Below are 19886 nucleotides of genomic sequence, written 5' to 3' on the forward strand. Positions count from 1 at the left end.
CCGTGATCATGCAATCGTTCGTCGAACGATTGCATGATCACGGAGGGGGGGTGTCAGGAGGGGGCGTCAGGAGTCGAAGCCCAGGCCGAGTCTGTCGAGGGTGCGCAGCCAGAGGTTGCGCCGGCCGTCGTGCCTGTCGGCCTGGGCGATGGACCATCGGGTGAGCTGGATCGCCCCGTACCGCAGGGGCTCGGGCGGGAAGGGCGCCGGCCTGGTCCGGACCATCTTCAGCCGGGTCCGCTCGGTGTCCCGCTCCCCCGCCGGCCCGACACCGTGCAGGTCGAGCATCACGTCGGCACCGAAGCGGGTGGCGCCCACGCCGAGACCGGTGTAGCCCACCGCGTAGGTGAGTTTGCCGCCGAAGCCAGTGCCGTAGAAGGCGCAGAACCGGCTGCAGGTGTCGATGACCCCGCCCCAGGCGTGGCTGAACCGTACGCCGTCGAGCTGCGGGAAGGTGGCGAAGAAGTGCCGGGCGAGCAGGGAGTACGTCTCCGGGCGCCGCTCGAGCTCGGTCCGCATGCCGTTGCCGTAGTGGTAGATGGCGTCGTAGCCGCCCCACAGGATCCGGTTGTCGGCGGTGAGCCGGTAGTAGTGGAACTGGTTGGCGCTGTCCCCGATGCCCTGCCGGTGCCGCCAGCCGATGCTCTCCAGCTGGGACTCCGACAGCGGTTCGGTCATGAGCGCGTAGTCGTACACCGGGACGAGGAAGTGCCTGAGCCGCTTGAGCAGCGGGGGGAACGCCCCGGTGCCGAGCACGACCCTGGGTGCCGAGACGGTCCCGTACGGGGTGCGCAGCCGCAGCCGTCCCCCCTCGTCCCGGAGCGAGGTGACGGGTGTGCGCTCGTGGATGCGCACGCCCAGCGACTCGCAGGCGGCCCGCAGCCCCCAGGCCAGCTTGGCGGGGTGGACCATGGCCGCGCCGTCGGCGTTCCACAGCGCACCGAGATAGGTGGGCGAGGCGACCTCACGGCGTACGGCGTCGGCGTCGAGCAGCACCGGCTCCTGGCCGAGTGCCGCGGCGGCCGCGGCCTCCTCGCGCAGGCCTTCGAGCTGCCACTGCTCGGTGGCCACGCTCATCTCCCCGGTGCGTTCGAAGTCGCAGTCGATGCCGTAGCGGGCGACGGCCTTCTCGATGCCGTCGAGGTTCTGGTGGCCGAGCCGCTCCAGCGCCGCGATCTCGTCGGGCCAGCGTTCGAGGCCGTTGCCGAGCCCGTGGGTGATGCTGGCGGCGCAGAAGCCGCCGTTGCGGCCGGACGCGGCGCCCCCGATCCGGTCCGCCTCGAGCAGCACGACGTCCAGGGACGGGTCGCGTTCCTTCGCCATCAGCGCGGCCCACAGGCCGGTGTAGCCGCCGCCGATCACCGCCAGGTCGCAGGTGAGGTCCCCGACCAATGATGAGGTCGGCTCGGGCCGGCTCCGGTGGGCGGGCAGCGACGTGTCGAGCCAGTAGGGGGAGGGCTCCGCGTCGGCGAGAGCCTGCAGCACGTTCATGTGGTTCTGACCCCGAACCCCTCCGTGACCACGCGGGCGTCATCACGGAGGGTGCAGATGGAGCATACGGATGAGGGTGCGGATGGGAAGGGGTGTGGACGGGAACTGTGCGGACGGGGGTCAGGTGTTGCGGCGGCGGGCCACCATGGCGTTGCCCACGGCGAGCAGCAGGCCGGCGGCGAAGATGAGCGTTCCCATCACGTTGACCTGCGGCGGGATGCCCACCTTCGTGGCGCCCCAGATCCACAGCGGGAACGTCGTCGTCCCACCCGCCACGAAGCTGGTGATCACGAAGTCGTCCACGGACAGGGCGAAGGCCAGCAGCGCGCCGGCCATCACCCCGGGGAAGATCATCGGCAGGGTGACCAGCCGGAAGGTCGTCCATGTCCCGGCGCCGAGGTCGCGGGCCGCCTCCTCCAGTGCCGGGTCGAGGGTCATGACCCGCGCCCGGACCGTGACCGCGACGAACGACACCGAGAACATCACGTGCGCGACCAGGATCCAGACGAACCCCGGGTTCTGGCCGATCGAGACGATCATCGACAGCAGCGAAGCGCCCATCACGATCTCCGGAGAGGAGATCGCCGCGAACATCACCAGGTTGGTGGCGGCCTGGCCGCGGAAGCGGTACCTGCCCAGGGCCAGCCCGACCATGGTGCCGATCGTTCCCGCGATCAGCATCGTGAGGAACGCGATGACCAGCGAGGCCACCAGCGCGTTGGTCAGATCGGGGATGTCGAAGATCTTGCCGTACCACTTGAAGGTGAAGCCCTGCCAGGTGTTGTTGTAACGACCGTGCGGGTCGTTGAACCCGAACAGGATCATCACGCCGATCGGCATGCAGAGCCAGATGATGACCAGCCAGGTGTAGATGGCCAGCCACTTTCCGTGCAGCGGAAAGCGGCGCCGCCGTGCCCTGGCCCGGGGGTCGGCGGAGGGGGCGCCGGTGAGAGTGCTCATTGCGCCGCCGCCTCCAGCACTTCCTCGGTGCCCAGTGCCCGCGCGTAGATGAAGATGCCGACGAGGAGCACCGCCATCAGCGTGAAGGACAGGGCCGAGGCCTCGGGGTAGGTCTGGTTGATCAGGTACTCGTTCTGGATGATGTTGCCGATCATCGTGTTCTGGGTGCCGCCCAGGATGCTCGAGTTGACGTAGTCGGAGGCGGCCGGCACGAACGAGATCAGCACCCCGGCGAAGACCCCGGGAAGGGTCAGCGGGAACACCACCTTGCGGAACGTCTGCACCCGGTTGGCGTACAGGTCATGCGCCGCCTCGACCACCCGGTGGTCCACCCGCTCCAGCGCGACGTACAGCGGCAGCACCATGAACGGCAGGTAGTTGTAGGTGAGACCGCCGATCACGGCGTAGGAGGTGGCCAGGATGTGGAAGTCGCCCGGCAGCACCCCGAGGTCCTTCAGCGGGCCGAGCAGCATCCCGTTGTCGGACAGGAAGAACTGCCAGGAGATCGTCCGCAGCACGAACGAGACGAAGAACGGCAGCAGGATCAGGAAGAGGTAGAACGACTTGCGGCTTCCGCCGCGGAAGGCGATCCAGTACGCCACCGGGTAGCCGATGAGGATCTGCAGCACCGTCGAGACCCCGCCGTACCACAGCGACCGGATGATCTGGTCGTGGTACTTGCTGATGCCGTCGGTGAAGTTCTGCCAGTGCCAGGTCATCGAGAAGCCGTTGACGACGTCGCCCTGCTGCAGCGACAACGACAACATGGCCACCAGCGGCACCAAGAAGAAGATCATCAACCACAGCCCGCCCGGCAGCAGGAGCGCGTAGGGCGCCAGGCGGGCTCGAAGCCGGCCGGTCACGACTGGGTGATCGGCTGAAAGAGGGACAGGTACTTCTGCTTCTCCGCGTTGTCCTTGAACGACCGGTAGTGCTTCAGCTTCGCGTAGTCGGCGGGGGTCGGGAACACCAGCTCGCTGGTGGCGACGTCCTCGAGCGCCTTCTTGTCGTCGCCCGAGGCCTTGGCCGCGGCCGCCTGGATGACCTGCTGCGCGGCGGGCACCGGCGTCACGTAGTTGATGTACTCGGCCAGCTCCGCCGCGATCTGGGGGTCGTAGAAGAAGTCCATCAGCATGATGGCGTCGACCGGGTTGGCGGCCGTCTTGGGGATCATCATGTTGTCGGTCCAGATCGTCGCGCCCTCTTGCGGGATGACGAACTTCAGGTTCGTGTGCTCGGAGATGTTCTGCTGGAAGATGTCACCCGACCAGGCCATGGTGATCCAGATGTCGCCGGAGCTCAGCGCCTTGATGTAGTCCTGGTCGTAGTACTTGCGCACGATGCCCTGGTCGCGCTGCGTCTTGAGCTTGGCCGCGGCCTTGGCCCAGTCGTCGGCGGTGGACTTCTCCGGGTCGACGCCGAGCGCGAACAGCCCGAAGTTGCCGAGCTCCTGCGGGTCGGCCATCATCCCGACCTTGCCCTTGTACTTCGGGTTCCACAGGTCGGCCATGCTGGTCGGCGGCGTGGTGATGTACTTGGAGTTGTAGGCGATGCCGGTCAGCCCGGACGTCCACGGGATGCTGTGCACGTTCCCCGGGTCGAAGGACTCGGACTTGTACTGGGCACCGGCGTTCTTGGCGTAGTTGGGCAGCTTGGTGTGGTCCAGCGGGGCGAGGTAGCCGAGTTCGACGAGCTCGCTGAACTCGATGCCGTTCGTCACGACCATCAGGTCGTAGTTGATCGACTTTCCGGCGGCGAGCTGCGGCTGGATCTTGGCGAACCAGGAGTTGTTGTCCTGGATGACCTCTTTGTAGTTCACCGAGATCCCGGTCTGCTGGGTGAACTTCTTCAGCTCCGGGTGCTTCGGGTCCATGTAGAGCGGCCAGTTGGCGAAGTCGAGATGCCCGGTCTTGGCCTTGCCGGCCCAGTACTTCTCCACGTCCGACTGCTTGGGAGGAGCCACCTTCTTGCCCTTGACACCGCAGGCGGCGAGCGCGAGGCCCGCTCCGGCCGCGCCGAACATCTTGAAGATGTCGCGGCGGTCATAGCGGCTCTGGGTCAGGCCACGCAGGAGCGCGGGGTCGATCTGCTCGTTCATTGTCAGGCTCCGATCGCGTAGGAGTGCCGCGGTTCCCACGACAGCCAGATGCTGTCCCCCCGGACGGCGATGTCATCGGCCGACGTCGCGTTCTGCGTGAACACGACCACGTCGGCACCTGCAGAGGTCTTGATGTTGTACGTGGTCGCGGTGCCGAGGTAGACGACCTCGGTCACCGTCCCCCTGACCGCACTGCCGTTGCCGTGCGGAGACTCGACGGAGATCTCGATCTTCTCCGGGCGCACGGTCAGCTCCAGCTCGCTGCCGGCGCTCACCTGCCCGTCGGAGACCGGGATCACCAGGCGCTCGTCCGGCCCGTAGGAGATGACGGCCTCCGAGCCGACCACCTCCGAGACCGTTCCAGAGAACAGGTTGGAGGTCCCGATGAACCCGGCCACGAACTTGGAGGCGGGGCGCTCGTAGATCTCACGCGGCGTACCGAGCTGGTCGACCAGCCCGTCGTTCATGACGGCGATCCGGTCGGACATGGTCAGCGCCTCACCCTGGTCGTGGGTGACGAACACGAACGTGATGCCGACCTCGCGCTGGATGCGCTTCAGCTCCACCTGCATGGCCTGGCGCAGCTTGAGGTCGAGCGCCGCCAGTGGCTCGTCGAGCAGCAGCGCGCGCGGGTTGTTGACCAGCGCGCGGGCCAACGCGACACGCTGCTGCTGACCGCCGGACAGCTCCTTGGGCCGGCGTTTCTCCCGGCCCGCCAGGCCGACGATGTCGAGCATCTCGCCGACCCGGCGGACCACCTCGTCCTTGGCCACCCCCCGGCGCTTGAGCCCGAACGCGACGTTCTCGGCGACGCTCATGTGCGGGAACAGGGCGTACGACTGGAACACCATGTTCACGTCACGCTTGTTCGGGGGTACGCCGACGACGTTGCTGCCGTGCAGGTAGACCTCACCGGCGGTCGGCTCGTCGAAGCCCGCGATCATCCGCATCGTGGTGGTCTTGCCGCAGCCGGACGGGCCGAGCATGGAGAAGAACTCGCCTTCGGCGATCTTCATGTCGACGCCCTTGACCGCCTGTACGACCTCGCCGTGCGACGCGAACGACTTCACGAGACCGACGAGCTCGATCGCGGGCAGCGTCTCCGCCGACGCCACCGGGGTGGCGTCCTGGGTTTCCGTCATTACCACTGGTCCTTCGGGGGGCTGGCTGTGACTCGGTTGCCGGCGGTGTCAGTCGCCGATGTAATGCATGACGTGCTTGATGCGGGTGTAGTCCTCGAGCCCGTACATCGACAGGTCCTTGCCGTACCCGGAGTGCTTGAAGCCGCCGTGCGGCATCTCCGAGACGAAGGGGATGTGGGTGTTGACCCAGACGGCGCCGAAGTCGAGCCGCTTGGTCATCCGCATCGCGCGCTTGTGGTCCTTGGTCCACACGCTGGAGGACAGCCCGTACTTGACCCCGTTGGCCCAGGCGACGGCCTGGTCCTCGTCGTCGAACGTCTGCACGGTGATGACCGGGCCGAAGATCTCGTCCTGGACCATCTCGTCCTGCTGGTTCAGCCCGCTGACCACGGTCGGGGCGTAGAAGTAACCGCGGTCGCCGAGCTGCTCACCGCCGGCCAGCACCGACGCGTGCGCGGGCGTACGGTCCAGGAAGCCCTTCACCCGGGCCAGCTGGGAGGCGTTGTTCACCGGGCCGAAGAAGGCGTCCGGGTCGCTCGGCGGGCCGACCTTGGTGGCCTTGGCCGCCTCGGCGAGGGCCGCGGTGAAGTCGGCGGCCAGCCGGCCGTGCACGAGCACCCGGGTGGCGGCGGTGCAGTCCTGGCCGGCGTTGAAGTAGCCGGCGCCCGAGATGCCCTCGACGGCCGACTCGATGTCGGCGTCGTCGAACACCACCACGGGGGCCTTGCCGCCCAGCTCGAGGTGGACCTTCTTCAGGTCCCTGGCCGCCGAGGCCGCCACCTCCATGCCCGCGCGGACGCTGCCGGTGATCGAGACCATCTGCGGGATCGGGTGCTCGACCAGCGCGCGGCCGGTGTCCCGGTCACCGCAGATCACGTTGAAGACGCCGGGCGGCAGGAACTCCGCGGCGATCTCCGCCAGCAGCAGGGACGAGGCGGGCGTGGTGTCGGACGGCTTGAGGACCACGGTGTTGCCCGCGGCCAGCGCCGGGGCGAACTTCCAGACCGCCATCATCATCGGATAGTTCCACGGCGCGACCTGGCCGCAGACCCCGATCGGCTCGCGCCGGATGGTGGAGGTGTGGTCGGCCATGTACTCGCCGGAGGACCTGCCCTCGAGGATGCGCGAGGCACCGGCGAAGAAGCGGATGTTGTCCACCATCGGGGGGACTTCCTCGTCCGCCGTCAGCTGGATGGGCTTGCCGGTGTTGCGGCTCTCGACCGCGATGATCTCATCGGCGCGGGCCTCGATCGCGTCGGCGAGCTTCAGCAGCGCCAGGCTCCGGTCCTTGGGCGTGAGGTCCCGCCAGCCCGGAAAGGCGTCCTGCGCCGCGCGGAACGCCGCATCGACGTCCTCGGCGCTCGATACCGGCGCCTCGGCGTAGACCTCCCCCGTGCTCGGGTCGATCACCTGGGAGGTACGGCCACTCTTCGCGTCGACGTACTCTCCACCGACGAAGTTGCGCAGTTTCGCCCTGGTCTCGCTGGTCACCCTCGACCTCCGATGCCGGAATGTGTCCTATGTCGCACTGACCTTGGCAGAGCATAACCCCTGATGACAAGTGATTCCGTTGTTACGATCGCGTTTCACGACGGAATCCCTTGACATAGCCCCCAGAGCTGACACGATGTCGCAGCGAGGAGGCAAAGATGAGCGAGGATCCCCCCGGCTCCGCGCAACGACATCGCGCGGCAGCGAATCGTCATCCGAACGGCGGCGGCATCGACGGCATCTCGAAGCAGATCATCGAGCAGCTGCAACAGGACGGCCGCCGGTCGTACGCGGCGATCGGCAAGGCCGTCGGGCTCTCCGAGGCCGCGGTGCGCCAGCGGGTCCAGCGCCTGCTCGAGACCGGCATCATGCAGATCGTCGGTGTCACCGACCCCCTCATGCTGGGCTTCTCCCGGCAGGCGATGATCGCCATCAAGTGCGAGGGCGATCTCGAGAAGGTGGCCGACCACCTCGCCGACATGGACGAGATCGACTACGTCGTCATCACCGCCGGGTCGTTCGACATCCTCGTCGAGCTCGTCTGCGAGAGCGACGACCAGATGCTCGAGATGCTCAACCGGATCCGCTCGGTGCCCACCGTGACCAGCACGGAGAGCTTCGTCTATCTCAAGCTGCGCAAGCAGACCTACTCCTGGGGGACCCGTTGAGCCCTGCCATCGACGCCCGGCGGCACCTGTGGATGCACTTCACCCGGATGTCGGACACCGACGTCCCGGTCATCGTCCGGGGCGAGGGCCCCTACGTGTACGACGACCACGGGAAGCGCTATCTCGACGGGCTGTCCGGCCTGTTCGTCTCCCAGGTCGGGCACGGCCGCACCGAGCTGGCGCAGGCCGCGGCCCGCCAGGCGTCAGAGCTGGCGTACTTCCCGCTCTGGTCCTACGCCCACCCGAACGCCCTCGAGCTGGCCGAGCGGCTGGCCACGCTGGCGCCGGGCGATCTCAACCGGGTCTTCTTCACCACCGGCGGCTCGGAGGCGATCGAGGCGGCCTGGAAGCTGGCCCGGAGCTACTTCAAGCTGACCGGTGAACCCACCCGCTACAAGGTGATCAGCCGCGACATCGCCTACCACGGGACCTCGATGGGCGCGCTGTCGGTGACCGGCCTGGCCGAGATCAAGCACCCCTTCGAACCGCTGGTCCCCGGCTCCGTCCGGGTGCCCAACACCAACTTCTACCGCGCGCCGCTGTTCGCGGACTCGCTGCCGGACTTCGGGCAGTGGGCGGCCGACGAGATCGAGCGGGCCATCCTGCGCGAGGGACCCGAGTCGGTCGCGGCGGTGGTCCTGGAGCCGCTGCAGAACTCCGGTGGCTGCTTCCCACCGCCGCCCGGCTACTTCGCCCGGGTACGCGAGATCTGCGACCGGTACGGAGTGCTGCTGATCTCCGACGAGGTCATCTGCGCGTTCGGCCGGCTGGGGCACTACTTCGGCTCCGAGCGGTACGGCTACCAGCCCGACATCATCACCTTCGCCAAGGGCGTCACCTCGGGCTACTCCCCGCTCGGCGGCATGATGGTCAGCGACCGGCTGGCGGAGCCCTTCGCCGAAGGCCAGGAGATGTTCCTGCACGGGGTCACCTTCGCCGGGCACCCGGTCTCCACCGCGGTGGCACTGGCCAACCTCGACCTCTTCGAGAAGGAACACCTGCTCGACAACGTCCGGGCCGGCGAGGCCGGCTTCCGGGCCACCCTGGAGAAGCTGTCGGACCTGCCCATCGTGGGCGACGTACGGGGCGACGGGTACTTCTACGGCATCGAGCTGGTCAAGGACAAGACCACCCGCGAGACGTTCGACGACGAGGAGTCCGAGCGGCTGCTGCGCGGTTTCCTGTCCCCGGCCCTCTACGACGCCGGGCTGATCTGCCGGGCCGACGACCGCGGCGACCCGGTCGTCCAGCTGGCCCCGCCCCTGATCTGCACGCAGGAGCACTTCGACGAGATCGAAGGCATCCTCCGCACCGTCCTCACCGAAGCCACCGCCCGCATCTGAGCCACCCCCTCCCCCTTACCCCCGCCCCTTCTCCTCCCGCGCTCGCGGCCTCAGCTCCCTCCCATCCACCACCTCCCCCACCATGATCACAGTGGGTGGGGTGCCGTGTGAGAGCCGTGGGCGGGCCGGGGCGGGCTGGGCGGCGGAGAGACGAGGGGCTGACAGAAAGGCCGCATTTTGTCCGGCACTTCCCCGGTCCGCCACGCACTGTCGAAGGCGGCACCGGACAGCATCGACCCATCGGATATCGACCCATCGGGTACGGACGACACGGACGCGGGACTGTCGGGTACGGGACTGTCGGGTACGGAGCGGACGCGGCATCGGCGGCTGCGGGAGAACGGGCGCACGGATCGCGCGGAGCTCTTCGCGGTGCTCCGTGCCGGGTTCGTCTGCCACCTGGGCGTGGTCGTCGACGGCGCCCCGATGGTGGTCCCCACGGTGTACGGGTTCGACGCGACCCACCTGTACTTCCACGGTTCGGTGGCGAGCCGGAGCCTGGTCGCTGTGGGCGACCCGGCGGGCGGCCCGGCGCGGGAGACGGGGCAGAAGGCGGAGCAGGAGGTGGAGCAGGAGACGGTGCGGGAGGCACAGCGGGAGATACCGCTGGTCTGCGTCACTGTCACCCACGTCGACGGGCTGGTACTGGCCCGGTCGGTCTTCGAGCACGGCGTCAACTACCGCAGTGCGATGATCTACGGCCGGCCGAGGGTGCTCGGCGGCGCCGACAAGCTCGAGGGGCTGCGGATCGTCACCGAGCACTGCGCCCCCGGCCAGTGGGACTACGCGCGGCGGCCCAGCAGGAAGGAACTGGCGGCGACGACCCTGCTGGCGCTGCCGCTGGACGAGGCCTCGGTCAAGATCTCATCTGGTCCGCCCCAGGACGGCGACGGGCCGGACGCTGAACTGGGCCTGTGGGCCGGCGTCGTTCCCCTGACCAGCGGCCGGGGAGCACCGGAGCCCGACCCCGCGCTGCCCCCGGGCATCGGCGTCCCCGCCCACATCACCGCGCTCGGCGGGCCGGCGCTCCCCGCCTCGTCCCGGCCCTGACCCGGCCCCGATCCGGCCCTGCTCCGGCCCCGATCCCGGCCGTGATCTCGGCCCTGACCCGCCGTGATGCCGGTCTGGGATGCAGGTCTGGGATGCAGGTGGTGATGCCGGTCTGCTCGCCGTCTCGGCCCCGGCGTCCTGGTGTCGGTCCGTCGCCGATCACGTTCCGACGGCGGGCGGCAGCGCGTCCCGTAGCCGGGTGGCGAAGGCGGCGGCCTCCTCGTCCGAGCCGTACTTGGTGCGCGGCCAGAAGAAGCCGCGCAGGCCGTCCTTGCGGTTGCGCGGCACGATGTGGACGTGCAGGTGCGGCACGCTCTGACTGATCCGGTTGTTCATCGCCACGAACGAACCCGCCGCGCCCAGCCCGGTCTCCATGGCCGTCGCCAGGCGCTGGGCCTGGGTGAAGAACGGGCCGATCAGCTCCGGGCGCAGATCGGAGAGCGTCTCGACGTGCACCCGGGGCAGCAGCAGTGTGTGGCCCTTGAACAACGGCCTGGTGTCCAGGAACGCCACCGCGTCCTCGGTCTCCAGCACCAGGTGCGCGGGACGCTCTCCGGCCACGATCTCGCAGAACACGCAGTCACTCATGGGCGGCATTCTGCCGCGCCGATTCCGTACGGTCTCCTTATCCGCCCGGCGGTACGGTTCCGTGCTTGTGGAACTCGGTCCGCTGCGGGGGCCGAAACGCCCGCAGAGCCGAATCGACCGTAGAACTGAAACGACCGCAGAACCGAGTCGCCTGTGGAGCTGAGTCGCCGGTGGAGCTGAGCAGCGTCGCCTTCCGTTACGGGCGTCGTGACCCCTGGGTGCTGCGGGACGTCACCCTGACGGTGCCGCGGGGGCGGATCGTCGAGGTGACCGGGGTCAACGGTGCCGGGAAGTCGACGCTGCTCCGGCTGATCGCCGGAATCCTCCGGCCCCGCGGCGGGAGCATCACCGGGCGCCCCGCCCGGGTGGGCTTCGCTCCCGAGCGCTTCCCCGCGGCCCAGCCGTTCCCGGTCGATGCCTATCTGCGGCACGTCGCCGCGATGCGCCGGCTGCCCGACGCCGAGGCGGCGATCGGGCGATGGTCGGCGCGGCTGGGCTTCGGCCACCTGCTCGCCGTGCCGCTGCCGCACCTGTCCAAGGGCAGCGCCCACAAGGTCGGGCTGGCCCAGGCGCTGCTGGCCGGCCCTGAGCTGCTCGTACTGGACGAGCCGTTCGCCGGGCTGGACGCGGAGACCCGGGCCGCGCTGCCCTCACTGCTCGCCGAGCTGGCGGAAGCGGGCACGACCGTCGTGGTCAGCGATCACCAGCGCGGCCTGCACGACCTGCCGGACCTGGACCGGCTGCGGGTCGACGGTCACACCGTCTCGCTCGCCGCCGGCGGGCGCACGGAGCTGGCCGTGATCGAGGTCGTGGTCGCCGCGGACGAGGCCGAGGCCGTGGTGCGGAAACTGCGCGCCGACGGCCTCGCCGTGCGGGGCGTACGCAGGTGATCGCCCTCTTCCGGTTCCAGGTCGCGGGCTACCTGCGGTCGTTCCGCGTCCTGCACCCGCTGATCATCATCGCGCTGTTGCTCATCGTGGTCCTGGCCCAGGGACCCAGCGGTTCGCGGGCCGCGGAGCTGGCCATCGGCGAATTGGCCGATGTGGCCGCCTTCCTGCTGCCGATCGGGGCGTGGGTCACCCGCGGGCTGCTGGACACCCAGCCGGACGTGCAGCGGGAGCTGTCGGCCGTCTCGGTGGGCGGCCGGCACACCCCGGCGCTGGCCGGGCTGCTCGCCGGATACGCGGTCAACCTCTGCCTCGCCGCCCTGCTGCTCGCGCTACCGCTCGTCCAGGCCCTCGCGGTCGGGCTGGAGGCGCCCGCCCTGCTCACGGGCATCGCCCTGAACGTGCTCGTGGCGGCCGCCGCGACGGTCGTCGGTGCCTGGACCAGCCGGGCGGTGATCACGTCTGCGGCGATGTCGGTCCTGGTGCTGCTGGGGGCCTCGCTGGCCATCCTGCTGCTCAGCATGGGGCCGCTCAGCCCGCTGTCGCTGCCGATGATCGGCTGGCTGCGGGCCGCGCACCACGGCCCCGGCGCGTTCGCGGCCGCCTTCCCCGCGGTGGCCGTGCACATCGCCCTGTGGACCGCCGCCGTAGGCCTGGGCTACGTCCTGATCCGCCGTCATCGCCCCTGACCCGCCCTGGTCAGGAAGCGGGACCCGGGGACCGGGAACGACCGGGGCTGGAGCCGCGAAGGGCACTGATCAAGGCCTGGACCGGTCGGGTCATCGGGCCTGGAGCGTCAGGCGGCAGCGGTCCAGGGCGCCGCGACTCAGGTCGCCCGCCCGGGCGTGGAAGTAGACGGTGCCCGGGTCTCCCCAGCACCGGCCCAGCCGCTCGTCGGAGTCGAGCTGGAGCAGCAGCCGCTGGTCCTCGCCGAGCGAACGCTGGACGAGGATGGGCCAGCCCGCCAGCTGATGCCGGGGCAGCTCCGCCCAGGCGAAGCGCAGCCACGCCTCGTACAACTGCTCGTAGACGTCCAGGAAGCCGCTCCAGGTGGCGTCGAGCGCACGCACCGAGGGCTCGTACGGCCCGGGCAGCGACAGGAGCGGCTCCGCCGCCAGCGGCACCGCGTGAGCCGCGCTCGTCCCGCCCGCCATCGGGACGGCCTCGGCGGGGGTGCCGGACAGGACCCGCCAGCCGTCCCGCTCGGCGGGGTCATCGCCCCACGGCCGCGGGATCTCCGCGGCGTAGTAGAAGTAGGCGGCCCCCGTGGCGGGCAGCTCCGGCAGGCTCAGCACGCCGGCCATCTCGGCGAAGTCGATGACGGCCAGGAAGTCCAGCGGCCGGCCCGCCCAGGTCGGCCGGGCGGTATCCGGCGGCAGTAACGGCGGACCGCCCGCCCGCGAGAATCCGGACCGTAACGATCGCCGTGCCGAACCCGGGGGCGAGAACCGGGGTCGCGCGGACCCTGGCCGCGCGGGCCCGGGGCGGGTCCCGGCGCTGGTGAGGCGCAGGGCAGGCCGGATCAGCCGGAGGATCGCCCGCACCGTGTCGGGCGGGTAGTAGGCACCGAACAACGACACCAGACGGTCACGGTGAGTAGCGATCCACTCCATGTCCCGTAGCGTCTCCCGGCCGGGCCGACTTCGCCAAGGGGGTTTCCGAATCTGTGGACAACCCGATCAGCCGCCACTGACCGCTGGACTCGCGCTCGCGCCGTTCCAGCAGCAGGACGTAGCCGAGGAGCGCGTGGTCGACGGCGTCCGGGTCGTAGCCGCGCATGACCACGGTGAAGTTCACCTGCCGTACCCGCTCGGCCGTGACCGGGCGGTCCACCAGCGGAGCGTGCCCGAGGGTTCCCTCGATGCGGGCCACCAGTGCGTCCACCTCGTCCTGGGCGTAGCCGCGGAGCAGGACGTCGAAGTGCGGCATGTCGGGACACCTCCTGAGGCAGATTAGGGCACGTGACCGGCGGTCAGCCGGACGAATTATCGACCATCGGCCGGAATCGGCCAGCCATTACGGCGTGTCGAGTGCCTCCAGGGCCGATGCGAGCTGGTTGAGGAAACGGTCCACCTCCACCTCGTTGTAGCCGGGGCGGAGCCGTACGGTACGGAAAACGCTGTCGCGGACATCGTGGAAGCTCACCGGTGGAGCCGCCCCGCACATCCCCGCGACCACCCGGTCCAGGAAGGCGTCCACGTCGCGTTCGGCGTAGCCGGCCCTGAACCGGGTCACCCCGAACCGCGACTGCCGGACCCAGTCGACGAGCCATCCGGCATCGGGCAGCCCGTCGATCCGCCGCACGGAGCCCGGGGTCCGCGACCCGCGTTCACGCGCCGCCAGCTCCCTGATGTACTCCAGCAGCCTCTCGTCCACCGCCCGCCGGTCGTAGCCCCGGAAGACCGCGCTGAAGCGTACCTCCCGAACCTCCTGGCCGGTCACCGGCGCACCGGTCAGTGGGACGCGCCCCAGCGTGCCCTCGATGCGTGCGACGACCTCGTCGACACGGCCGCGGTCGTAGCCGCGCAGCCGCACCGGGAAGGACGACCCGATCACCACGGCCTGATTGTGACACGCGCGCTGGTCGCGGGGTCAGGTCTTCGTCGCCGCGGCGAGCTGGCCGCAGGCCCCGTCGATCTCCCTGCCCCGGGTGTCACGGACGGTGACCGCCACGCCGTGCGCCTCCAGCCGTGCCACGAACTCGCGCTCGTCCTCCGGCCGCGACGCCGTCCACTTCGACCCCGGGGTCGGGTTCAGCGGGATCAGGTTGACGTGCACCAGATGGCCCTTCAGGAGCCTGCCGAGCAGATCGGCCCGCCAGGCCTGGTCGTTGATGTCACGGATCATCGCGTACTCGATGGAGACCCGGCGGCCGGACGTCTCCGCGTACGCCCAGGCGGCGTCCAGCACCTCGCCGACCTTCCAGCGGGTGTTGATGGGCACGAGGGTGTCGCGCAGCTCGTCGTCGGGGGCGTGCAGGGACACGGCGAGCCGCACCGAGAGCCTCTCGGCGGCGAGCTTCTCGATCGCGGGCACCAGGCCGACGGTCGAGACCGTCACCGAGCGCTGCGAGATGCCCAGGCCGCCGGGCGCCGGGTCGGTGATGCGGCGGACGGCGCCGAGGACCGCCCGGTAGTTCGCCAGCGGCTCCCCCATGCCCATGAAGACGATGTTGGAGACCCGGCCGGGACCACCGGCGATCTTGCCCCGGGCGAGTGCCCGGGCCCCCGCGACCACCTGTTCCACGATCTCGCCGGTGGACAGGTTGCGGGTCAGCCCGGCCTGGCCGGTGGCGCAGAACGGGCAGTTCATCCCGCAGCCCGCCTGTGACGAGACGCACATGGTCACCCGCTCCGGATAACGCATGAGCACGGACTCGATGAGCGTGCCGTCGAAGGCCTTGTACAGCGCCTTGCTGGTCATGCCGCGGTCGGCGGTCATCTCGCGTACGGGCGTGAGCAGCGTCGGCAGCAGCTCCGCGACGAGCCGGTCGCGCAGCGCCTCGGGCAGGTCGGTCATCTCGGCGGGGTCGTCCACCAGCCGGGAGAAGTAGTGCCGGGACAGCTGATCCGCGCGGAACGGCTTCTCCCCCAGCTCGGCGACGGCGGCCCTGCGCTCGGCCGACGTGAGGTCGGCGAGGTGCCGGGGCGGCTTCGCGCGGCGGGGCGCGGCGAAGGTGAGCTGGCCGGGACGGGGGCTGGAGCTGTCTGACATCACCCCCCAGTGTCGCAAACTCCCGGGGATGGCCGCGCCATCCAGCCCGGCAGGAGCGTCGTGGCAAAGCGCTCCCTCAGGCCGCTGATCACACTAAAGTCCTGCCTTATGTCGGTATTGCGCAGGGGACCCCGCCGCTCAAGCAAGATCGTCTTCAGTGACACGAGCCCGTACCGGAGCCGGCGGCTGGACATCGAAGCCGACGCGGTCAGCACGGTCGCCTATGTGCGCGACCCCGGCGGCTCGGTCATCGGCGCCGCCTGGATCGCCAACCACGAGTCCGCGCCCGCCGGCCTGGACCTCGCCCGCCTCGGCGCGGGCCTGGCACCGGCGCTGCCGGCCGCGCTGACCAGCGAACCGGAGGGCAGGAGCCCGCTGGACCCCACGGCCCTGGAGGTCGTGTGGTTCGAGGAGGGCGACGGCGCGGCGGTGCTGGAGGGCGGTGAGCCGCTCTGCGTGATCCCGGGCTGGTCGGATCTCGGCCGCGGCCTGCCCGGATACAGCCGCGACGCCCTTGGGCAGGGCCCGTTCGCGCTGCCGTTCGGCGAGGTGGAGTTCGGCTCCCCGATCGAGCAGGCCCGGGAGTACTGGGCCCGGCAGCGGGACGCCACGGCCTGGGGCGACTTCCAGCAGTCCGCGCTGGGCCACCTGCTCAACCGGCTCGGCCCCGGTGGCCAGTATGTGCACGACGTCGCCCGTGGTCAGGCCGGCGGCCCGCTCATCGCGGTGTCGGAACGGCCCGCACGGGAGGACCGCCCCTACACGGTCCTGAGCACGCTCGGGATGAGCCGGCAGCGGATGCCCGCCGCACGCCCGCACGAGGAGAACACGGCCCCGTACGACCGCGTTGAGCTGGCCCTGGCCACCACGCTGCCGAGCGGGCCCGCCGGTCAGGTGCTCGCCTGGCTGGCGCCGCACCCGTGGCGTACGGCGACCCGGCTGGTCTCCGGCGGCGTCATCGCGTGGGCCGACCGGTCCGCCGCCTTCCCCATGGGCGAGCGATGGGCCGGTGCGATGCTGATCGACGACCCCGCGGAGCTGACCCCCGAACAGCCCGGCCCCGACCTGTCCGGCTTCCAGGTGGGCGACGACTCCGTACGGTGGCTGTGGCTGGTGCCGATCACCGCGGACGAACGTGCCCTCGCGGCCCGGGAGGGGTCCACCACGCTGCTCCGGCACCTGACCAAGACCGGGCGGTCCTGGATCACCGCGTGACCCCGTGCCGGGCCGGTGACCGGCCCGGCGGGAGGGACGTCAGCCGCCCTGGGGGACGAAGGCCTCCAGGGCCAGCCAGACGACCGGCGCGCTGGCGAGCAGCGAGTCCAGGCGGTCCATGACCCCGCCGTGCTCCGGCAGCAGCGTCCCCATGTCCTTGATGCCGAGATCCCGCTTGATCATCGACTCGATGAGGTCGCCGACGGTGGCCATGCAGACGACGGCCACGCCGAGCACGGCGCCCTCCCAGATCTCACCGTGCAGCAGCCAGGGCACCAGCCAGGAGCCGACGGCCATACAGGTGAGGGTCGAGCCCGTGAAGCCCTCCCAGGTCTTCTTGGGGCTGATGGTGGGGGCCATCTTGTGCCTGCCGAGGAAGGCCCCGACGAAGAATCCGCCGATGTCGCTGGAGACGGTGACGGCGATGAAGATCACGATGCGGGCCGCGCCGTCGTCCGGCGCCAGCATCAGGGCGACGACGCCGCCCATCAACGGCAGGTACGAGGCGATGAAGACCGAGGCGGTCGTGTCCCGTACGTAGCCGTCGGCGCCCGCGGGCATCCGCCAGATCATCAGGGTCAGCACGGTCAGGGTGAACGCACCGGCCAGCCCGGCCGCGCCCTGCCAGTAGGCGAACGCGACGGCGGCGACCAGGCCGAGCAACAGCGGTACGGCCGGGACCCGGATACCGCGGGTGGCCATCGCCTGGCCGAGCTCGCGCAGGCCGACGGCCATGAACACCGCCATCACCACAAGGAAGATCACCTTGATGGTGTAAAGCGAGACCAGCACCAGGCCGCCTAGGCCCAGACCGACACCGATCGCGATGGGGAGGTTGCGGCCGGGGCCGCGTTTCTTCTTGGCCGGCGTGGGTTCGTCCGGCGGCTCGGGGGCCTGCTCCAGCTCCATCAAACCTCGAGGAGCTCTGCCTTCTTGTGCTCGAGCAGCTCGTCGATCTTCGCGACGTACTTGTGCGTCGCGTCCTCGAGCTCCTTCTCAGCACGGCGGACATCGTCCTCACCGGCTTCGCCGTCCTTCGACAGCTTGTCCAGTGTGTCCTTCGCCCGGCGCCGGATGTTACGGATCGAGATCTTGCTGTCCTCGGCCTTGGTACCGGCCAGCTTGATGAACTCCCGGCGGCGCTCCTCGGAGAGCTCCGGGAAGACCACGCGGATCACGTTGCCGTCGTTGCTGGGGTTCACTCCGAGGTCGCTGTCCCGGATCGCCCGCTCGACCGCCGACATCGACCCCTTGTCGAAGACCTGCACGATGACCATCCGCGGCTCGGGCAGCGTGAACGAGGCGAGCTGGTTGACCGGCGTGGGCGTCCCGTAGTACTCAGCGGTGATCTTGTTGAACATGGCGGGGGTGACCCGTCCGGTGCGAATGCCGGCGAAGTCGTCCTTGGCGACCGCGACCGCCTTTTCCATCTTCTCTTCGGCTTCGAAGAGGATCTCGTCGATCACTTCGGCTCCCGTGTCGCGTGTTGTCTCCGGCCGGCGATCGGGGACCCACCCCCGACCAGAGGCCGGTTCAGTTGTCAGCCGGGCTGACCAGCGTGCCGATCTTCTCACCCCGGACGGCCCGGATGATGTTGCCCTGACCCATCAGGTCGAAGACGACGATGGGCAGGTCGTTGTCCATGCAGAGGCTGATGGCGGTGGCGTCCATCACCTTCAGCCCCCGGCTGAGAACCTCACCGTAGTCCAGCCGGTCGAACTTGACAGCATCTGGATTCTTACGGGGATCCGCGTCGTAGACACCGTCCACCTGAGTGCCCTTGAGCACCGCCTCCGCCCCGATCTCCAGGGCGCGCTGGGCCGCGCAGGTGTCGGTGGAGAAGAACGGCTGGCCGAGCCCGGCGCCGAAGATGACCACCCGGCCCTTCTCCAGGTGCCGGATCGCCCGCCGCGGGATGTACGGCTCGGCGACCTGGCCCATGGTGATGGCGGTCTGCACGCGGGTGTCGAGGCCGAGCTTCTCGCAGAAGTCCTGGAGCGCCAGGCAGTTGATGACGGTGCCGAGCATGCCCATGTAGTCGCCGCGGGCCCGGTCCATGCCCCGCTCCGACAACTGGGCGCCGCGGAACATGTTGCCGCCGCCGCAGACCACCGCGACCTGTACGCCCTCGCGCACGGCGTCGGCGATCGCCTTCGCCACGTGCTGCACGACGGCCGAGTCGATGCCCAGGGGCTCGCCCCCGGCGAAGGCCTCACCGGAGAGCTTGAGCAGCACCCGGCGCCAGCCATGCGGGATTTTCAACGGAGACCCCGACGAGGACGAAGAGACCGCCGTCGTGTCATTGGTGGTGATGTCCGGCACGACGGCGGCCTCCTGAATATCGCTTGACTGCAGTTACGTGAGCCCTACCCTTCCAGGAGGGGCTCAGGCCTGCCCTACCTTGAAGCGCGCGAAGCGCGTGACCTTGACACCGGCCTCGTCGAGCACCTTGGCGATCGTCTTCTTGCTGTCCTTGACGAACGCCTGCTCCAGCAGCACGAAGTCCTTGAAGTAGGACTTGACCCGGCCTTCAACGATCTTGGGAATGGCCTGCTCGGGCTTGCCCTCGTCGCGGGTGATCTGCTCCGCGAGCGCCCGCTCCTTCTCGACCGCCTCGGCCGGGACGTCCTCGCTGGTGAGGTACTTCGGCGACATCGCCGCGATCTGCTGCGCGATGTCCTTGGCGATCTGGGGGTTGACCTGGTCGAGCTCGACCAGCACGCCCGTGGTCGGGGGCAGCTGCGGGTCGGACTTGTGCAGGTAGCTGGTCACGAACGCGCCCTTGAAGTGGGCGAAGCGGCGCAGCTCCAGCTTCTCACCGAGCTTGGCGTTGTGCTCCTCGACCAGCGCCAGCACGGTCTTGCCCGGCTCGATCTCGGCGCCCAGGGCGGCGGCCACGTCGGCCGGCTCCTCGGTCGCCACGAACTCGGCGAGGCGGTTCGCGAGCTCGATGAACTGCTCGTTCTTGGCGACGAAGTCGGTCTCGCAGTTGAGCTCGAGCAGGACGCCGTCGGTGTCGCCGTTGAAGTGCGTCACGACCAGGCCGTTGCCGGCGGTGCGCTCGGCGCGCTTGCCGACGTCCTTGGCGCCCTTGAGGCGCAGGAGCTCGACCGCCTTGTCGAAGTCGCCCTCCGCGTCGCTGAGCGCGTTCTTGCACGCCATCATCCCGGAGCCGGTCAGCTCACGGAGCCGCTTGACGTCCGCGGCGGTGAAGTTCGCCATCGTTGTGTCTCTCTCGT

At 69.7% G+C, this 19886-nt stretch carries 21 protein-coding genes; 6 read left to right on the forward strand and 15 right to left on the reverse strand.

Translation table 11 applies throughout. From position 1 onward, the window contains the following. Positions 1–66 precede the first annotated feature (66 nt). The 6 genes from ACRYCC_RS36265 to ACRYCC_RS36290 form a co-directional block, all read right to left on the reverse strand. A complete protein-coding gene (locus tag ACRYCC_RS36265; RefSeq protein ID WP_433818535.1) occupies positions 67–1491 on the reverse strand; it encodes an NAD(P)/FAD-dependent oxidoreductase in 1425 nt (474 codons plus the stop codon). A 120-nt stretch (positions 1492–1611) separates the two neighbouring features. Further along, positions 1612–2451, reverse strand: coding sequence for an ABC transporter permease (locus ACRYCC_RS36270; protein WP_433818537.1), 840 nt, complete (start codon positions 2449–2451; stop codon positions 1612–1614). Further along, positions 2448–3248, reverse strand: coding sequence for an ABC transporter permease (locus ACRYCC_RS36275; RefSeq protein ID WP_433818861.1), 801 nt, complete (start codon positions 3246–3248; stop codon positions 2448–2450). Before ACRYCC_RS36275 ends, ACRYCC_RS36270 begins: the two co-directional genes overlap by 4 nt. A 62-nt stretch (positions 3249–3310) precedes the next feature. Continuing rightward, positions 3311–4549 (reverse strand): polyamine ABC transporter substrate-binding protein, encoded by a 1239-nt coding sequence (locus ACRYCC_RS36280; RefSeq protein WP_433818538.1) that lies wholly within the window; start codon positions 4547–4549, stop codon positions 3311–3313. A 2-nt stretch (positions 4550–4551) separates the two neighbouring features. Next, positions 4552–5691 carry an ABC transporter ATP-binding protein gene (locus ACRYCC_RS36285; RefSeq protein ID WP_433818539.1) on the reverse strand — a complete coding sequence of 380 codons (1140 nt, stop codon included), beginning with the start codon at positions 5689–5691 and terminating at the stop codon, positions 4552–4554. 48 nt (positions 5692–5739) lie between these two features. Beyond that, positions 5740–7182 (reverse strand): gamma-aminobutyraldehyde dehydrogenase, encoded by a 1443-nt coding sequence (locus ACRYCC_RS36290; protein ID WP_433818540.1) that lies wholly within the window; start codon positions 7180–7182, stop codon positions 5740–5742. Positions 7183–7340: 158 nt separating this feature from the next. On the opposite strand from ACRYCC_RS36290, the gene ACRYCC_RS36295 reads away from it, so the two are divergent. The 3 genes from ACRYCC_RS36295 to ACRYCC_RS36305 all read left to right on the forward strand — a co-directional run bounded on the left by ACRYCC_RS36295 (position 7341) and on the right by ACRYCC_RS36305 (position 10243). Next, positions 7341–7850 (forward strand): Lrp/AsnC family transcriptional regulator, encoded by a 510-nt coding sequence (locus tag ACRYCC_RS36295; RefSeq protein WP_433818541.1) that lies wholly within the window; start codon positions 7341–7343, stop codon positions 7848–7850. Then, complete coding sequence (locus tag ACRYCC_RS36300; protein WP_433818542.1) at positions 7847–9193, forward strand: aspartate aminotransferase family protein; 1347 nt, start codon at positions 7847–7849, stop codon at positions 9191–9193. Before ACRYCC_RS36295 ends, ACRYCC_RS36300 begins: the two co-directional genes overlap by 4 nt. Before the next feature lie 177 nt (positions 9194–9370). Further along, positions 9371–10243 (forward strand): pyridoxamine 5'-phosphate oxidase family protein, encoded by an 873-nt coding sequence (locus ACRYCC_RS36305; RefSeq protein ID WP_433818543.1) that lies wholly within the window; start codon positions 9371–9373, stop codon positions 10241–10243. 159 nt (positions 10244–10402) lie between these two features. On the opposite strand, the gene ACRYCC_RS36310 is transcribed toward ACRYCC_RS36305, so the two are convergent. After that, on the reverse strand, positions 10403–10831 hold the full coding sequence (locus ACRYCC_RS36310) for an HIT family protein (protein WP_433818544.1): 429 nt from the start codon (positions 10829–10831) through the stop codon (positions 10403–10405). A gap of 170 nt (positions 10832–11001) precedes the next feature. Between ACRYCC_RS36310 and ACRYCC_RS36315 the strand changes: the two genes are divergently transcribed. Both ACRYCC_RS36315 and ACRYCC_RS36320 read left to right on the forward strand, forming a co-directional pair. Continuing rightward, positions 11002–11721, forward strand: a complete 720-nt coding sequence (locus tag ACRYCC_RS36315; protein WP_433818546.1) for an ATP-binding cassette domain-containing protein — start codon at positions 11002–11004, stop codon at positions 11719–11721. Beyond that, the gene (locus tag ACRYCC_RS36320; protein WP_433818547.1) at positions 11718–12407 is read left to right on the forward strand and encodes a hypothetical protein; all 690 of its coding nucleotides are present in this window, start codon (positions 11718–11720) and stop codon (positions 12405–12407) included. The genes ACRYCC_RS36315 and ACRYCC_RS36320 overlap by 4 nt, the downstream gene beginning before the upstream one ends. Before the next feature lie 90 nt (positions 12408–12497). Here the strand turns inward: ACRYCC_RS36320 and ACRYCC_RS36325 are convergent, their stop codons facing one another. The 4 genes from ACRYCC_RS36325 to rlmN all read right to left on the reverse strand — a co-directional run bounded on the left by ACRYCC_RS36325 (position 12498) and on the right by rlmN (position 15432). Next, complete coding sequence (locus ACRYCC_RS36325) at positions 12498–13331, reverse strand: YwqG family protein (protein ID WP_433818548.1); 834 nt, start codon at positions 13329–13331, stop codon at positions 12498–12500. Continuing rightward, entirely contained in the window at positions 13306–13647 is a 342-nt protein-coding gene (locus ACRYCC_RS36330; RefSeq protein ID WP_433818549.1) for a DivIVA domain-containing protein, read from the reverse strand. Before ACRYCC_RS36330 ends, ACRYCC_RS36325 begins: the two co-directional genes overlap by 26 nt. Positions 13648–13734: 87 nt before the next feature. Continuing rightward, the gene (locus tag ACRYCC_RS36335) at positions 13735–14277 is read right to left on the reverse strand and encodes a DivIVA domain-containing protein (protein ID WP_433818551.1); all 543 of its coding nucleotides are present in this window, start codon (positions 14275–14277) and stop codon (positions 13735–13737) included. A 33-nt stretch (positions 14278–14310) separates the two neighbouring features. Beyond that, the gene (gene rlmN / locus ACRYCC_RS36340; RefSeq protein ID WP_433818552.1) at positions 14311–15432 is read right to left on the reverse strand and encodes a dual-specificity RNA methyltransferase RlmN; all 1122 of its coding nucleotides are present in this window, start codon (positions 15430–15432) and stop codon (positions 14311–14313) included. A 108-nt stretch (positions 15433–15540) separates the two neighbouring features. Between rlmN and ACRYCC_RS36345 the strand changes: the two genes are divergently transcribed. Then, positions 15541–16647 carry a suppressor of fused domain protein gene (locus ACRYCC_RS36345; protein ID WP_433818553.1) on the forward strand — a complete coding sequence of 369 codons (1107 nt, stop codon included), beginning with the start codon at positions 15541–15543 and terminating at the stop codon, positions 16645–16647. 39 nt (positions 16648–16686) lie between these two features. Here ACRYCC_RS36345 and ACRYCC_RS36350 read toward each other — a convergent pair whose 3' ends face one another. The 4 genes from ACRYCC_RS36350 to tsf all read right to left on the reverse strand — a co-directional run bounded on the left by ACRYCC_RS36350 (position 16687) and on the right by tsf (position 19869). Next, positions 16687–17556, reverse strand: coding sequence for a phosphatidate cytidylyltransferase (locus ACRYCC_RS36350; protein WP_433818555.1), 870 nt, complete (start codon positions 17554–17556; stop codon positions 16687–16689). Continuing rightward, positions 17556–18113, reverse strand: coding sequence for a ribosome recycling factor (gene frr, locus ACRYCC_RS36355; RefSeq protein WP_433818557.1), 558 nt, complete (start codon positions 18111–18113; stop codon positions 17556–17558). The genes ACRYCC_RS36350 and frr overlap by 1 nt, the downstream gene beginning before the upstream one ends. Positions 18114–18180: 67 nt before the next feature. Next, positions 18181–18909 (reverse strand): UMP kinase, encoded by a 729-nt coding sequence (gene pyrH / locus ACRYCC_RS36360; RefSeq protein ID WP_433818862.1) that lies wholly within the window; start codon positions 18907–18909, stop codon positions 18181–18183. Between the two features lie 123 nt (positions 18910–19032). Further along, a complete protein-coding gene (gene tsf / locus ACRYCC_RS36365; RefSeq protein WP_433818558.1) occupies positions 19033–19869 on the reverse strand; it encodes a translation elongation factor Ts in 837 nt (278 codons plus the stop codon). Positions 19870–19886: the final 17 nt, after the last annotated feature.

It is taken from the genome of Actinomadura scrupuli (assembly GCF_050971785.1).
Classification (GTDB): Bacteria; Actinomycetota; Actinomycetes; order Streptosporangiales; family Streptosporangiaceae; genus Actinomadura_E; species Actinomadura_E scrupuli.

What these genes read in the sequence shown, in the direction of transcription:
- ACRYCC_RS36265 (WP_433818535.1), bottom strand. Translation starts at nt 1,491, where the DNA reads ATGAACGTGCTGCAGGCTCTCGCCGACGCGGAGCCCTCCCCCTACTGG.
- ACRYCC_RS36270 (WP_433818537.1), bottom strand. Translation starts at nt 2,451, where the DNA reads ATGAGCACTCTCACCGGCGCCCCCTCCGCCGACCCCCGGGCCAGGGCA.
- ACRYCC_RS36275 (WP_433818861.1), bottom strand. Translation starts at nt 3,248, where the DNA reads ATGATCTTCTTCTTGGTGCCGCTGGTGGCCATGTTGTCGTTGTCGCTG.
- ACRYCC_RS36280 (WP_433818538.1), bottom strand. Translation starts at nt 4,549, where the DNA reads ATGAACGAGCAGATCGACCCCGCGCTCCTGCGTGGCCTGACCCAGAGC.
- ACRYCC_RS36285 (WP_433818539.1), bottom strand. Translation starts at nt 5,691, where the DNA reads ATGACGGAAACCCAGGACGCCACCCCGGTGGCGTCGGCGGAGACGCTG.
- ACRYCC_RS36295 (WP_433818541.1), top strand. Translation starts at nt 7,341, where the DNA reads ATGAGCGAGGATCCCCCCGGCTCCGCGCAACGACATCGCGCGGCAGCG.
- ACRYCC_RS36310 (WP_433818544.1), bottom strand. Translation starts at nt 10,831, where the DNA reads ATGAGTGACTGCGTGTTCTGCGAGATCGTGGCCGGAGAGCGTCCCGCG.
- ACRYCC_RS36325 (WP_433818548.1), bottom strand. Translation starts at nt 13,331, where the DNA reads ATGGAGTGGATCGCTACTCACCGTGACCGTCTGGTGTCGTTGTTCGGT.
- ACRYCC_RS36330 (WP_433818549.1), bottom strand. Translation starts at nt 13,647, where the DNA reads ATGCCGCACTTCGACGTCCTGCTCCGCGGCTACGCCCAGGACGAGGTG.
- rlmN (WP_433818552.1), bottom strand. Translation starts at nt 15,432, where the DNA reads ATGTCAGACAGCTCCAGCCCCCGTCCCGGCCAGCTCACCTTCGCCGCG.
- ACRYCC_RS36345 (WP_433818553.1), top strand. Translation starts at nt 15,541, where the DNA reads ATGTCGGTATTGCGCAGGGGACCCCGCCGCTCAAGCAAGATCGTCTTC.
- ACRYCC_RS36350 (WP_433818555.1), bottom strand. Translation starts at nt 17,556, where the DNA reads ATGGAGCTGGAGCAGGCCCCCGAGCCGCCGGACGAACCCACGCCGGCC.
- tsf (WP_433818558.1), bottom strand. Translation starts at nt 19,869, where the DNA reads ATGGCGAACTTCACCGCCGCGGACGTCAAGCGGCTCCGTGAGCTGACC.